The organism is Abditibacteriota bacterium (assembly GCA_017552965.1).
In the GTDB taxonomy this organism is placed as follows: Bacteria; Armatimonadota; UBA5829; order UBA5829; family UBA5829; genus RGIG7931.
This window is the reverse complement of record JAFZNQ010000115.1, coordinates 72,172-85,571: the sequence shown is the minus strand read 5'-3', so window position 1 is coordinate 85,571 and position 13,400 is coordinate 72,172. Positions and strand designations below refer to the sequence as shown.

15 protein-coding genes are annotated in these 13,400 nt (G+C 59.1%); 12 read left to right on the top strand and 3 right to left on the bottom strand.

The window, feature by feature from the left end; translation table 11 throughout:
• Positions 1 to 7 precede the first annotated feature (7 nt).
• The 12 genes from IK083_09720 to IK083_09665 all read left to right on the top strand — a co-directional run bounded on the left by IK083_09720 (position 8) and on the right by IK083_09665 (position 10,137).
• Positions 8 to 667 carry a ribulose-phosphate 3-epimerase gene (locus IK083_09720; GenBank protein MBR4749829.1) on the top strand — a complete coding sequence of 220 codons (660 nt, stop codon included), beginning with the start codon at positions 8 to 10 and terminating at the stop codon, positions 665 to 667.
• Positions 664 to 963 carry a hypothetical protein gene (locus IK083_09715; protein MBR4749828.1) on the top strand — a complete coding sequence of 100 codons (300 nt, stop codon included), beginning with the start codon at positions 664 to 666 and terminating at the stop codon, positions 961 to 963. The genes IK083_09720 and IK083_09715 overlap by 4 nt, the downstream gene beginning before the upstream one ends.
• On the top strand, positions 960 to 2,024 hold the full coding sequence (gene ribD / locus IK083_09710) for a bifunctional diaminohydroxyphosphoribosylaminopyrimidine deaminase/5-amino-6-(5-phosphoribosylamino)uracil reductase RibD (protein ID MBR4749827.1): 1,065 nt from the start codon (positions 960 to 962) through the stop codon (positions 2,022 to 2,024). Before IK083_09715 ends, ribD begins: the two co-directional genes overlap by 4 nt.
• On the top strand, positions 2,009 to 2,647 hold the full coding sequence (locus IK083_09705; GenBank protein MBR4749826.1) for a riboflavin synthase: 639 nt from the start codon (positions 2,009 to 2,011) through the stop codon (positions 2,645 to 2,647). The genes ribD and IK083_09705 overlap by 16 nt, the downstream gene beginning before the upstream one ends.
• Positions 2,644 to 3,840 (top strand): bifunctional 3,4-dihydroxy-2-butanone-4-phosphate synthase/GTP cyclohydrolase II, encoded by a 1,197-nt coding sequence (locus IK083_09700; GenBank protein MBR4749825.1) that lies wholly within the window; start codon positions 2,644 to 2,646, stop codon positions 3,838 to 3,840. The genes IK083_09705 and IK083_09700 overlap by 4 nt, the downstream gene beginning before the upstream one ends.
• Before the next feature lie 15 nt (positions 3,841 to 3,855).
• Positions 3,856 to 4,326, top strand: a complete 471-nt coding sequence (locus tag IK083_09695) for a 6,7-dimethyl-8-ribityllumazine synthase (GenBank protein ID MBR4749824.1) — start codon at positions 3,856 to 3,858, stop codon at positions 4,324 to 4,326.
• A gap of 41 nt (positions 4,327 to 4,367) precedes the next feature.
• The gene (locus tag IK083_09690) at positions 4,368 to 5,072 is read left to right on the top strand and encodes an SGNH/GDSL hydrolase family protein (protein MBR4749823.1); all 705 of its coding nucleotides are present in this window, start codon (positions 4,368 to 4,370) and stop codon (positions 5,070 to 5,072) included.
• Between the two features lie 34 nt (positions 5,073 to 5,106).
• Positions 5,107 to 6,348, top strand: a complete 1,242-nt coding sequence (locus IK083_09685; protein ID MBR4749822.1) for a trypsin-like peptidase domain-containing protein — start codon at positions 5,107 to 5,109, stop codon at positions 6,346 to 6,348.
• 137 nt (positions 6,349 to 6,485) lie between these two features.
• Positions 6,486 to 7,178: a hypothetical protein gene (locus IK083_09680; GenBank protein ID MBR4749821.1), complete on the top strand. Its 693-nt coding sequence runs from the start codon at positions 6,486 to 6,488 to the stop codon at positions 7,176 to 7,178.
• A 9-nt stretch (positions 7,179 to 7,187) separates the two neighbouring features.
• Positions 7,188 to 8,192, top strand: a complete 1,005-nt coding sequence (locus tag IK083_09675; protein ID MBR4749820.1) for a GGGtGRT protein — start codon at positions 7,188 to 7,190, stop codon at positions 8,190 to 8,192.
• A 102-nt stretch (positions 8,193 to 8,294) separates the two neighbouring features.
• Positions 8,295 to 9,509, top strand: coding sequence for a hypothetical protein (locus IK083_09670; protein MBR4749819.1), 1,215 nt, complete (start codon positions 8,295 to 8,297; stop codon positions 9,507 to 9,509).
• Entirely contained in the window at positions 9,499 to 10,137 is a 639-nt protein-coding gene (locus tag IK083_09665) for a hypothetical protein (protein ID MBR4749818.1), read from the top strand. The genes IK083_09670 and IK083_09665 overlap by 11 nt, the downstream gene beginning before the upstream one ends.
• Positions 10,138 to 10,193: 56 nt before the next feature.
• On the opposite strand, the gene purL is transcribed toward IK083_09665, so the two are convergent.
• From purL to purS, 3 genes are read right to left on the bottom strand one after another with little or no spacing between them, the layout of a single operon-like run.
• Complete coding sequence (gene purL / locus IK083_09660; protein MBR4749817.1) at positions 10,194 to 12,443, bottom strand: phosphoribosylformylglycinamidine synthase subunit PurL; 2,250 nt, start codon at positions 12,441 to 12,443, stop codon at positions 10,194 to 10,196.
• A 16-nt stretch (positions 12,444 to 12,459) separates the two neighbouring features.
• Entirely contained in the window at positions 12,460 to 13,149 is a 690-nt protein-coding gene (gene purQ, locus IK083_09655) for a phosphoribosylformylglycinamidine synthase subunit PurQ (GenBank protein MBR4749816.1), read from the bottom strand.
• 4 nt (positions 13,150 to 13,153) lie between these two features.
• Positions 13,154 to 13,396 (bottom strand): phosphoribosylformylglycinamidine synthase subunit PurS, encoded by a 243-nt coding sequence (purS, locus tag IK083_09650; protein MBR4749815.1) that lies wholly within the window; start codon positions 13,394 to 13,396, stop codon positions 13,154 to 13,156.
• Between the last annotated feature and the right edge of the window lie 4 nt (positions 13,397 to 13,400).

Sequence of the window (13,400 nt, the reverse complement as noted above, 5' to 3'; positions counted from 1 at the left end):
ACGATACATGAAAGACATCATCATCATGCCGTCCATACTGAGCGCGGATTTTGCCTGTATGGACAAGGAGCTGAAGAGCATCGAGACGGCGGGAGCCGACGCAGTGCACTGCGACGTGATGGACGGGCATTTCGTGCCCAATATCACCTTTGGCCCCGGCTTTCTGGCCGCCTGCGCCGCCGTCAGCAGCCTGCCTTTTTACGTGCATCTCATGATAGAGGATCCGGACAAATACATAGAGCAGTTTGCCAAGCCCGACCTGGTCAGGGAGATCACCGTCCACGAAGAGGCCTGCGTCCATCTGCACCGGACCGTGCAGAATATCAGGGCCACAGGCAAAAAGGCAGGAGTGGCTCTCAACCCCCACACCAACGAGAATACTCTGGAATACGTGCTGGAGGATCTGGACTCGGTGCTGGTCATGACCGTGAACCCGGGCTTCGGCGGCCAGAAATTCATAGACTCCATGCTGAAAAAGATAGAGGCTGTCAGACGTATGGCCGACAGCCGGGGCCTGGATCTGGATATCACCGTGGACGGAGGCATAGACAACGTGACCGCAAAGCAGGTCATCAGCGCGGGAGCCAATATGCTGGTGGCCGGCAATTACGTCTTTGCCAACAAGACTCTGTCCAGACGGGACGCCATTGAGTCTCTGAGAGGATGATAGTCCTGCTGTCCCTCTGCATGCTGGTGGTGGCGGCGTTTTTTGCGCGGGAGCTGGTCATGTGGAAAAAGGACCCCTCTCTGGCAGGAACTCTGCGCAAGTTCATACGCACCTCCCTGTTTGCCGCCACCGAGCTGTGCTTCGGGCTGTTCGCAGTCTTTCCCTATCTCCGGACCGTTCTGGGAGTGAGGGCCATGCTGGGATATCTGGCCGCGGTGCTGGCGCTGATGCTGGTGATGACGGCCTTTCTGGTGTGGGATCTGCTGCTGACGAGAGCCGAATTTCGCAGAAGATGAACACCGAATATATGCGTCTGGCCATTCGTCTGGCCTCCAAATACGATCCTTCACCCAATCCCCGGGTGGGGGCAGTCATAGTCCGGGACGGAGCCATACTGGGCCGGGGAGCCCACCGGCGGGCCGGCGCGGCCCACGCCGAGATCAACGCTCTGGCCGGCTGTCCCGACGCCCGGGGCGCCGACGTCTATGTCACTCTGGAGCCCTGCTGTCACTACGGCAAGACCCCGCCCTGCGCCGACGCTCTCATCAAAGCGGGAGTCAGGAGGGTGTTCATAGGCATGCAGGACCCGGACAGCAAGGTGTCGGGAGGGGGCATAGAGACCCTGCGCCGGGCAGGCATTGAGACCGTGTGCGGCGTGCTGGAGGAAGAGTGCCGGGCCCTGAACAGGGAATACATCACCCACAGGACCCTTCACAGGCCCTTTGTGATACTGAAGCAGGCCATGACACTGGACGGCAAGACTGCCGCTGCCTCGGGGGATTCGAAGTGGATATCCTCCGAGAGGTCCCGGCGTCTCGTCCACCGGCTGCGCAGCAAATGCGACGGAGTGCTGGTGGGAGGCAATACCTTCCGCCGGGACGACCCGTCCCTTTCCGCCAGAACGGGAGGCGCCCGGGTAAAGCAGCCCTGCAGGATAGTCCTTACCTCCGCCATCCCGGAGACCCGGGAGCACAACATATTCCGGGCTCCCGGCGGGCCCGTGATATTTGCCCGGCCCGGAGATGCCAACAAGACGGAGGACCGGGAGGGCTATTGCCTGATCACCTACCGGGAGGGCAGGCTGAGGGAGCTGCTGGCCATATTGGCCGACATAGGCATAATGTCCCTGCTGGTGGAGGGCGGCGCCCGGACCGCAGGCAGCTTTGTCAAAGAGGGGCTCTGGGACGAGGGACTGTTTTTCTACGCCCCCAAGCTCCTGAATGACAGCGCGGCGGTAGGGCAGGGCGGAGGAGATACGGCGGTCCTCATAGAGGACGCCCACTCTGTCACAGTGAAGGAAGTGCGCCGCATAGGAGAAGATATATTGGTGAAGGTCGCCCCATGTTTACAGGATTGACCGAAGCGATCGGCGCCGTGCTGAGCGTGACGCCCGGCCCGGTGTACAGGATAAGGATAGCAGCCGGACTCTCCGGTGTGAAGACGGGAGACTCCGTGGCTGTAAACGGAGTGTGTCTGACCCTGACGGACGCCGACGGCGGCGCTCTGGGGTTTGACGCGGTGAGAGAGACCGTGAGCCGCACCGCTCTCGGCTTGCTCAAAAAGGGGGAGAGGGTGAATCTGGAGACAGCTCTGACCCTGTCCAGACCTCTGGGAGGCCACTTCGTGTCCGGACACGTGGACGGACTGGCGACGGTGGGCTCCGTCAGGGAGATAGGCGGCTCCCGGGAGATAGACTTTGTCTGTCCCGGGCCCCTGCTGCGGTATATCGTCCCCAAGGGCTCCGTGGCCCTGGACGGCGTATCCCTGACCGTGGCCCGGGTGTCGGGCAGCGGCTTTACCGTGGCGGTGATCCCCCACACCCTGGCCAATACCACCCTGGGGGAGAAAAAGGCCGGGGACAGGATGAATCTGGAGACGGATATACTGGCCAAATATACCGAGAAGCTGTTGGGACGGGACACGGCCGAGCCCTTGAAGGAAGCGCTGCTCAAGAGCGGCTTTATGCAGGTAGATATATGAGATTTGCGACTATTCCCGAGGCGGCGGAGGAGCTGCGCCGGGGACGTATGATAATAGTGGTGGACGATGAGGACAGGGAGAACGAAGGTGACTTCGTCATGGCGGCTCAGTTCACCACCGCCGAGGACGTGAATTTTCTCACCAAGGCGGGCCGGGGGCTCATCTGCACTCCCGCCACTCCCAAAAGGCTGGAGGAGCTGGCTCTGCCCATGATGGTGTCTCACAATACGGCCCGGCATTCCACGGCCTTTACGGTCAGCGTGGACGCCCTGGCGGGCACCACTACGGGCATATCCGCCGCCGACCGGGCCAGGACCATCAACGCCATGGCCTCCGAAGACACCCGGCCGGAGGATCTGGCCAGACCCGGACACATCCATCCTCTGAAGGCAGCCCCCGGAGGCGTGCTGGTGAGAGCCGGTCACACCGAGGCGGTGGTGGACCTCTGCAGGATCGCCGGCCTGAAGGAGACCGGAGTCCTGTGCGAGATACTCAATGAGGACGGGACCATGGCCCGGGTGCCCCAGCTGGAAAAGCTGGCGGAGAAGTATTCCCTGAAGATGACCACCATAGCCGAGCTGATCAAATACCGCAGGCAGCACGAGTGTCTGGTCCACAAGGTGGCCGAGTGCGAGCTGCCCAATGACTACGGCGTATTTACCGCTTCCGCCTACGAGACGGACGTGGAGGCAGGGCCCTATATAGCCCTGACCATGGGCTGCGTGTCCGATGGGGAGCCCTGTCTGGTGCGGATGCATTCCGCCTGCTTTACGGGCGACGTGCTGGGGTCCCACAGGTGCGACTGCGGGGAGCAGCTGAGGCTCTCTCTGGAAATGATATCCCGGGAGGGCAGGGGAGCCCTGATCTACATACCACATCACGAGGGCAGGGGCATAGGCCTGGTGAACAAGCTGAAGGCCTATCACCTGCAGGAGCACGGCGCCGACACGGTGGACGCCAATCTGATGCTGGGCTTTCCCGCAGACATGAGGGATTATTCCCTGGGGGCCCAGGTCATCCGGGAGCTGGGCATCCGCAAGCTGCGGCTCATGACCAACAACCCGGGCAAATACGCGGCTCTGGGGGGCTACGATCTGGAGATCACCGAGAGGGTGCCTCTGGTGGTGCGGCCCAGGAGCGAGAACGCCGAATATCTGGCAACGAAAAAAACACGGATGGGACATCTGTTATAACCAGAGGAGAATAATATGTCTTACAAGCTTATCGAAGGCGGCTATGAAGCCGGGCAAAAACAATTTGCCATAGTAGTCAGCCGATTCAACGATTTTATCACCTCCAAGCTGCTTGCCGGCGCTCTGGACGCCTTGACGCGTCACGGAGCTCCGGAGGAAAACGTGACGGTGGTCCGGGTCCCGGGAGCCTTTGAGCTGCCTCTTTGTGCTCTCAGGCTGGCGGAGTCGGGACAGTATGACGCGGTCATATGTCTCGGCGCGGTCATCCGGGGCGCCACCTCCCACTACGATCTGGTGTGTCAGGAGACCGCCAAGGGTATAGCCGCCGCTTCCGCCAAAACCGGCGTGCCCGTCATCTTCGGCGTGGTGACCTCGGACACCATAGAGCAGGCCGTGGAGCGTGCCGGGACCAAGGCAGGCAACAAGGGCTTTGACGCGGCTATGGCAGCCCTGGAAATGGCAGATCTGGTAAGCAAAATAAAATAAAAAATACGGGAACTATTGCGTCCCATGGGAGCGTATATAAAATGAAAAACACAAGTTCAATGCTCGTCAGCGCAAAGCTTATGTTGTCGGTCTTTTTCCTGGCTGTCTGCGTCATGCAGGCAGCCGCAGCCGACAAGACTGCTTTTATCAGGGATCTGGAAAAGGGCAAGACCCGGACTATGGTCACCTACGGCACCTCTCTTACGGAGACGGGCGGCTGGGTGGATCTCATAAGGACGAAGCTCACCGACAAATACGGTGACAAGGTCCGGGTCATCAACGGCGCAAAAAGCGCCATGTGGTCCGGCTGGGGAGTGGACAATCTGGACGAAAGAGTCCTGGCCCACGACCCGGATCTGGTGATCCTCGAATTTGCTGTCAACGACGCCTTTCTGGACTACCAGACAGACGTGGCCAAGTCGCGGGCCAACATGGAGAACATGATCGGCCGCATCAAAAAGCACAACAGAAAATGCGAGATCATCATCATGGTCACCAATCCTATGATGGACGTGCATTTGCAGCGCCGGCCCGACTACCTCAGCTATTATGAGGAATTCCGCCGGATCGCCCGGGAAAACAAGTTCCGGCTCATAGACACCTTCCCCGAGTGGAAGGAGCTGCTGGACCTGGACCCCAAGACCTATATAGATCTGGTCCCTGACATGATCCATCCCGGACCTGCCGGTTCGCTGCTGGTCACGGTGCCTGCGGTCCTGAACGCTTTGTACGGAACCGGGCTTTGACACACACCAAGATCATTCACGGAGACTATATAAAATGAAAAAGTTTGCAGGCTATGCAGCCATATTTGTAGCAGGTTTTTTGGTATGTTCGCTCTGCCTGAAGTTTACGGGCAGCAAGCCTTCTTCCGCCGCTCCCACAGCAGTTCCCGCTCCCGTCAGCGCCGCCATCTCTGGCATAGGCGGCAACGCCATCCAGACGGCAGCCGACAAGGTGAGCAAATACGTGGTGAACATAGACACGGTGGGCAAGCCCCAGCTGGTGTCCTCGGGCTTCTTCGGCATGTCCCAGCAGACCCCCAAGGGCTCCGCTTCCGGCGTCATCATCAGCAAGGACGGATATATCCTCACCAACAATCACGTGGTCCAGGATATGGCAGAGGTCACGGTGACCCTGTATGACAACACCTCTCACAAGGCAAGGGTCATAGGCACCGACAGAAAGACCGACCTGGCCGTCATCAAGATCAAGGCAGACAATCTGCCCTGCGCCGTGTTTGCCGATTCGGACAAGATCAAAGTGGGAGAATGGGTAGTGGCAGTAGGCAACGCCCTGGGCATCGGACAGACCGTCACCTGCGGCATCATCAGCGCCAAGCGGGACGAGTTCGACCTGAACGGACAGGCCTATGACTCCATCATCCAGACCGACGCAGCCATCAACCCCGGCAACTCCGGAGGCGCTCTGTCGGATCTCAGCGGCAACCTCATAGGCATCAATACGGCCATCGCCTCCCAGTCGGGCGGCAGCGAGGGAGTGGGCTTTGCCGTGCCCTCCAATACTGCCAAGCAGATCAGCGACCAGCTCATCAAGGAAGGCTCCATCAAGAGACCTTATATCGGTATCACCATGGGAGTCTACAATCAGGAATACAGAGATCAGATACAGAACCAGTATGGCACCATGCCCGGTCTGGTCAAGGAAGACGGCATACTGGTGGAGAACGTCATGGAAGGCAGCCCTGCCAAGAAGGCCGGCATAGAGAGAGGAGACGTCATCACCGCCATTGACGGCAAAAAGGTGAAGCTGGGCAAGGATGCAGCCAAGTCCCTCGTAGCCCTGTCCACCGCAGTGGGCAAGAAAAAGATCGGCGAGCGCATAAAGCTGACCATCATACACAACGGACAGACTGTCGATTATGACGTGGTGCTGGAGGAAATGCCCAGCCAGGAAGAGCTGGCCAAGCAGGCTCAGCCTCAGCCTCAGCCCAGGATGCAGCCTCAGCCCGGAGAACAGGATCCCTTCGGAGGCATGTTCCCCTTCTTCGGTCAGCCCTGACATTGAGACTTTAGGGACCTGCCGCTTCGGCGGCAGGCCTTTTTTGTCCCGCAGATTTGCCAAAACCGGCGATATGTAGTATAATTATAATAGTATATATGTCTGGTGACTATTTATTCTGATAAGGAGAGAATTGTATGGAATATAGCCATGAAGTGCAAGTCATGTGTCCCGTAACCAAGGGCTGCAATCACGGACCTGCTCCTATTCCCGAAGAGGGCAAATGGGTCCAGGCAAAGGAGATCAGCGATATCTCCGGTCTGACCCACGGCATAGGGTGGTGCGCGCCTCAGCAGGGCGCCTGCAAGCTGACCCTTAACGTGAAGGACGGTATCATCCAGGAAGCGCTGGTGGAGACCATAGGCTGCTCCGGCATGACCCATTCCGCCGCCATGGCGTCGGAGATACTGCCCGGAAAGACCCTGCTGGAAGCCCTGAACACAGACCTGGTCTGCGACGCCATCAATACGGCCATGAGAGAGCTGTTCCTGCAGATAGTTTACGGCAGGACCCAGTCCGCTTTTTCCGAGGGCGGCCTGACCATAGGCGCCGGTCTGGAGGACCTGGGCAAGGGTCTCAGAAGCCAGGTGGGCACCATGTACGGCACCCTGGCCAAGGGTCCCCGCTATCTGGAAATGGCGGAGGGCTATGTTTCCAGGATCGCTCTTGACGCAAACAGCGAGGTCATAGGCTACGAGTTTGTCAAGGTGGGTCCCATGCTGGAGGCCATCAAGAAGGGTATGGATGCCAACGAAGCGCTGAAAAAGTTCACCGGCACCTACGGCCGTTTTGCCGATGCCGCCAAGGTCATCGACCCGAGAGCAGAGTAGGAGGAGAATATGGCTATCACATTTGAAAGTTATGACAGAAGGATCGAGCAGATCAACAAGTGCCTTGCGTCCTACGGTATCTCTTCCATCGAAGAGGCCGAGCAGATCTGCAAGGACAAGGGTCTGGACGTATACAAGCTGGTGGAGGCTATACAGCCCATTTGCTTTGAGAACGCCAAATACGCCTACGTGGTAGGCGCCGCTATCGCCATCAAGAAGGGTCTGACGGTGGCCTCGGAGATAGCCGAGACACTGGGCGAAGGCCTGCAGGCCTTCTGCATCCCCGGCTCTGTGGCCGACGACCGCAAGGTGGGTCTGGGCCACGGCAGACTGGGAGCCATGCTCCTGAGGGAAGAGACCGACTGCTTCGCTTTTCTGGCAGGCCACGAGTCCTTTGCCGCCGCCGAAGGCGCCATAGGTCTTGCCAAGTCTGCCAACAAGGCGAGAGTAAAGCCTCTCCGGGTCATCCTCAACGGCCTGGGCAAGGATGCTGCCTATATCATATCCCGCATCAACGGCTTTACCTACGTGCAGACTCAGTTCGACTATGCTACGGGCAAGGTGTCCGTGGTCCGGGAGGTCCCCTTCTCCGACGGCGAGAGAGCCAAGGTGCGCTGCTATGGCGCCGATGACGTGAGAGAGGGCGTGGCCATCATGCATCTGGAGAACGTGTCCGTCTCCATTACGGGCAACTCCACCAATCCCACCCGCTTCCAGCACCCGGTGGCCGGCACCTACAAGAAGGAGTGCATCGAGCAGAACAAGAAGTACTTCTCCGTGGCCTCCGGCGGAGGCACCGGCAGGACTCTCCATCCCGACAATATGGCTGCCGGTCCCGCTTCCTACGGCATGACCGACACTATGGGCAGGATGCATTCCGACGCTCAGTTCGCCGGCTCTTCCTCCGTGCCCGCCCACGTAGAGATGATGGGCTTTATGGGCATGGGCAACAACCCCATGGTGGGCGCCACCGTCAACGTGGCTGTGGAAGTCGAAAAGGCTATGAAGGCTTGATAGGCAGGGGAACGCGCCTCCGGGCTGCGTTCCCCCTTTGATTTCATTCAGACAACGCCGCTTACGGAGGCTGAGCCTCCGGGGCGAAAACCAAGGTGACATATGGACAACAACGCAGCTCCCAGAAAAAAAAGACTTCATCCCGAGGTAGCGGGCATATTGGGGATACTGGGTATCCTGATACTCATAGCATTTGTGATGTGCGCGGTCAACGGCAGGTTTGAGCAGTGGTTCGGATGGACCGTGTTCACCGGTCCCAAGGCCTATGACAGCGTGGTCTTTGCCGAGATCGACGGTGATTCGGAGAACCTGGTGGTGCTCAATATCAACAAGGGCACCAAGGAGACCATTCTTACCGGCGCTCACATTTCCGGCATCGCCGTCTCCAGATCAGGCGGCAAGATAGCCTACGTGTCTCCCGTGGACGATATCGACCAGATATTCACCATAGGTCCCACCGGCAAAAAGAACAAGGCTCTGACGGTGGGAGGCAACAGCAAGAGCAAGCCGGGCTTCTCCCCCGACGGCGCATATGTCACCTATATATCCAAGGGCAAGCTCTACAAGACCGACCTCTCCGGCGGCACCACCAGAGACATCATCCCCACCAGACAGCAGCTCCAGCAGTTTGTCAGTGAGCGGGGCGAGACCCTGGTCTGCAAGGATTATACGTGGGCCAAAAACGGCGACGGTATGCTGGCAGTGGTCAGCAGGGGCGAGCATCTGGACAGATTCGTGCTGGTGATGAACGGCAACGACGCCCACGAGATCATGGTCAACGAGCAGCTCCTGATGGATATCGACTCGGTGTCTGCGTCGGCGGACGGCAGCTTTTATATCGCCACCGGCAAGCTCTTCGAGCGCAACGACCCGGACAAGCCCGTATATACGGTGTTCGGCATACAGGTGCCCGAGAACCATTCCCACGCGGAAGGCTCGGAGGACGAGCTGAACTTTGCTCCCATCTATCAGACCAATGCGGAAATATCCAACGGAGCCATCTCTCTCAACGGGCAGAGCGTCATGGTGGGCATCAACGGCAAGGACGAGATGAACGGCGTCTTTCTGGTGGACTTCAACGAGCAGAAGGTCACCGGTCTCCTGCCCGGCTACTATGAAATCATAGACACGCCTCTGTTTGCCAACGGACTGTTCTGTCAGAATGGGAATATTCTGGATTTTTACGATTTTGAGACAGAGGTCAAGACCGACATCTCCGGGGACTGCAAATGCTTTGCCCTGTCACCCGTGTCGGAAAGCAAGGAAATGATCCACGGAGGTCCTCAGATAGAAGGGGAGCACGACCATGACCATTAGAGGCGCTGTATTCGGGCTGCTCACAGCAGTCCTCTGCTCGCTGGCTCTTGCCGGCGGAGCTGTCGCCGCGGACGTCATTTACACTCCCACCGGCAGAGCGGCCGACGGAGTGGTGGCCGACGTGTATTTTGGCTCCCATGACGCCGGCATCGTGAAGCTGGCCGCCGGGCTGGGAGGCTTTGAGCTCAATCTGTCCAACTACAGGACCCCCGGCCTGGACCTGTCCAGGCTGGTGCGGGACGACGCCACCGTGTACGGCTTCAGCTGCCAGCTGCTGCCGGAGACCCCGGTGACCCCCTCCCTGTGCATAGGCGCCAAGGATATGACCAACAAGCTGAGAGAAGGCACCACATTTTTCGGCGTGGTGGGCAAGGAGCTGACCTTTCTGGACAGGAGCGGCTTTTTCTCCCGCATCTATGCCAGCGCAGGCTTTGGCAGCTGCACCCTCAAAAAGGCCTTTGGCAGCGTGTCTCTGGAGATAAAGGACCGGGTCTACGTGGACGGTGAGATGTACAACGGAGGCTCCTCCTGGGGAGCCGGCATCCGCTTCAACGATATGTTCAGGGCGGGCTATCTGAGGTTTGACGGCAGAGATTACGGCGGCATCAGATTTGCTCTGGAATTCTGATACCTGTATCCATATGGATACATTAAGCCCCCGGGGGTTCCCGGGGGCTTCGTGTTTTAGTCCATGTAGGCGGGAATGGCGTCGTTGTAGAGGGAGGATATCTTCTCCAGGCTCTCGCAGATCAGCTCCCGGCCGTTGACCTTCACGGAGAAGCTGTCTCCGTCGGTGACCCGGCCCAGCTCCAGCAGCTCCACCCCGGCTGCGGCGCAGAGGGATGCTATCTCCTCTGCCGCCTCCGGCGCGGCGGATATGACTATCCGGGACTGGCCTTCGGAGAAGAGGGCGTTCACGGGCTGAGAGGCGGTCCTGAGATCGCATTCTGCCCCTATGCCGCCTCTGATGCAGCACTCTGCCAGACATACGGCCAGACCGCCGTCGCTGACGTCGTGGGCGCAGGTGACGAGGCGCCTGTCTATGAGATCCCGTATGCAGGCCTGGACCTTCAGCTCGTCCTCTATATTGAGATAGGGGGCGTCCCCGGCGGTGACGCCGTGGATGCAGTGGAGATATTCGCTGCCGCCCAGATCGTCAAAGCCCTCGGTGCCGAGAGGAGTGCCGGAGAGGAGGCAGATGACGTCGCCCGCCTTTTTGAAGCAGGAGGTCATGCGCTTTGACACGTCTTCCAGCAGACCGCTCATGCCGATGGTGGGAGTAGGGAATATGGTGCCCTCGGGAGTCTCGTTGTAAAAGGAGACGTTGCCTGAGATCACCGGGGTGTCAAAGGCCTCGCATGCTTCTGCCAGTCCCTTGACGGCCTGCTCAAACTGCCAGAAGGCCTCGGGCTTTTCGGGATTGCCGAAGTTGAGGCAGTCCGTGACACCGTTGGGCTTCGCGCCGGAGACGGAGATGTTTCTGGCAGCCTCCGCCACCGCTATCTGAGCTCCCTTGAAGGGGTCGAGATACACGTATCTGCCGTTGCAGTCGCTGACTGCCGCCACTCCCTTGGAGGTGCCTCTGATGCGCAGCATGGCGCAGTCGGAGCCGGGGAGTATGCAGGTGTTGGTCTGGACCATGTGGTCGTACTGCCTGTACACCCATTCCTTGGAGGAGATGGACAGGGAGCCTATGAGCCTGAGAAAGCTGCCGTTCACGTCTTCGTCAGCGGAGTAGGGCGCCAGGTCCGTGTTCTGGACGGCTGCTATGTAGTCCGGCTCCCGGGTGTCCAGATAATAGGTGGGAGCGTCGTCTGCCAGACTCTTGGCGGGCACGCAGGCCGCCAGCTCGCCGTTGTCGTAGATGCGCACTATGCCGTCGTCGGTGACCACGCCTATGACCACTGCGGCCAGACCCCACTTGCGGAATACCCTGGCCACGTCTTCCTCGTGTCCCTTTTCCACCACGGCCAGCATCCTTTCCTGAGACTCGGAGAGCATGATCTCATAGGAGGTCATGTCCGCCTCTCTCAGGGGGACCTTGCGTATGTCTATGCTCATGCCCGTATTGCCCTTGGCGGACATCTCGCAGGTAGAGCAGGTGATGCCGGCGGCGCCCATGTCCTGTATGCCGGTGATGTAGCCGGTCTTCAGGGCTTCGAGGGTGGCCTCTATCAGCAGCTTTTCCTGGAAGGGGTCGCCCATCTGGACGTTGGGGCGTCTCTCCTCCGTGTCGGGGCCCAGCTCCACGGAGGCAAAGGTGGCTCCGTGTATGCCGTCCTTGCCGGTGGCGGAGCCCACTATCATCACGGTGTTCCCCACGCCCCGGGCGCCGGCTGTGGCCACTTCGTCGGTCCTGAGTATGCCCAGGGCCATGGCGTTCAGCAGCGGGTTGCCCGTGTAGGAGTCGTCAAAATACACTTCGCCGCCAATGGTGGGGACTCCCACGCAGTTGCCGTAGTGGGCTATGCCGCTGACCACTCTCTCAAAGAGATAGCGGTTGTGGGCGTTGTCCAGATTGCCGAAGCGCAGGCTGTTCAGATTGGCTATGGGGCGTGCGCCCATGGTGAATATGTCTCTCAGGATGCCTCCCACGCCGGTGGCAGCGCCCTGGAAGGGCTCCACGGCTGAGGGGTGATTGTGGCTCTCCATCTTCATGCAAATGCCGTAGCCGTCCCCTATGTCGATGATGCCGGCGTTCTCCAGACCCTCGCCTTCGATGGCTTCCTTGTATTTTTTGAAATATTTCAGGATGGGGCGGGAGTATTTGTAGCCGCAGTGCTCGCTCCACATCACGGCAAACATACCTACCTCAGTGTAGGTGGGATGCCTGTGAAGGATCTCTACTATGCTGTCGTATTCCTGCTCCAGGAGACCCATAGGCTTGTACACCTCGGGAGCGATAGGCTGTGTGTTGGTGATCTCTGTTTTCATATACTATTCCTGCCCCTTATGCCATTCTTTCTACCAGTGACCTGAATACGTTGATGCCGTCGGTGGAGCACAGCAGCTCCTCTACGGCGCGCTCGGGGTGGGGCATCATGCCCGCCACGTTGCCCTTTGCGTTGATGATGCCGGCTATGTTGCCAGCGGAGCCGTTGATGTTGGCAGCTTCGTCCACGCTGCCGTCCTCATGGCAGTAGCGGAACAGTATGCCGCCCCGGTCCTCCAGGCCCTTGATGGTGTCGCTGTCTGCGTAATAGCAGCCGGAATGGTGGGCGACGGGGATGCGCAGCACCTGGCCCCTGGTGTAGAGGCAGGTGAAGTCGGAGGTGTCGTTTTCCACTCTGAGGTCCACGTATTTGCAGATGAATTTGAGTCTGTTGTTGGTGATGAGAGCGCCGGGGAGAAGATGGGCTTCGCAGAGGATCTGAAAGCCGTTGCAGATGCCTATGAGCCTGCCGCCCCGTTCCACGTGCTCTATGATGGACTGCATCACAGGGGAAAAGCGCGCCACGGCTCCGGTCCTGAGGTAATCGCCGTAGGAAAAGCCGCCGGGGAGGATGATGCAGTCGTAGTCCGACACGTCCGTGTCCTGATGCCAGATATAATCCACAGGCTGCCCTATCACATCCCTGATGCAATAGTAGCTGTCCTGATCGCAATTGGACCCCGGAAATATTACAACGCCGAATTTCATTACGTCAGTCCTCTATCTCGTATCTGTAGTTTTCGATGACTACGTTAGAGAGCAGCTTGGAGCACAGCTCTTCCACGTCCTGCCTGATGTCGCCGGGAGCTCCGTTGACTTCCATCTCTATGAACTTGCCTATCCTGACCGAGGATACGTTGTCGTAGCCCAGGTTCTCGGCAGCGACCTTGACGACCTTGCCCTGAGCGTCCAGCAGGGAAGGCTTGAGTGTGACGTAAACTTTTACTTTTGACATAGCG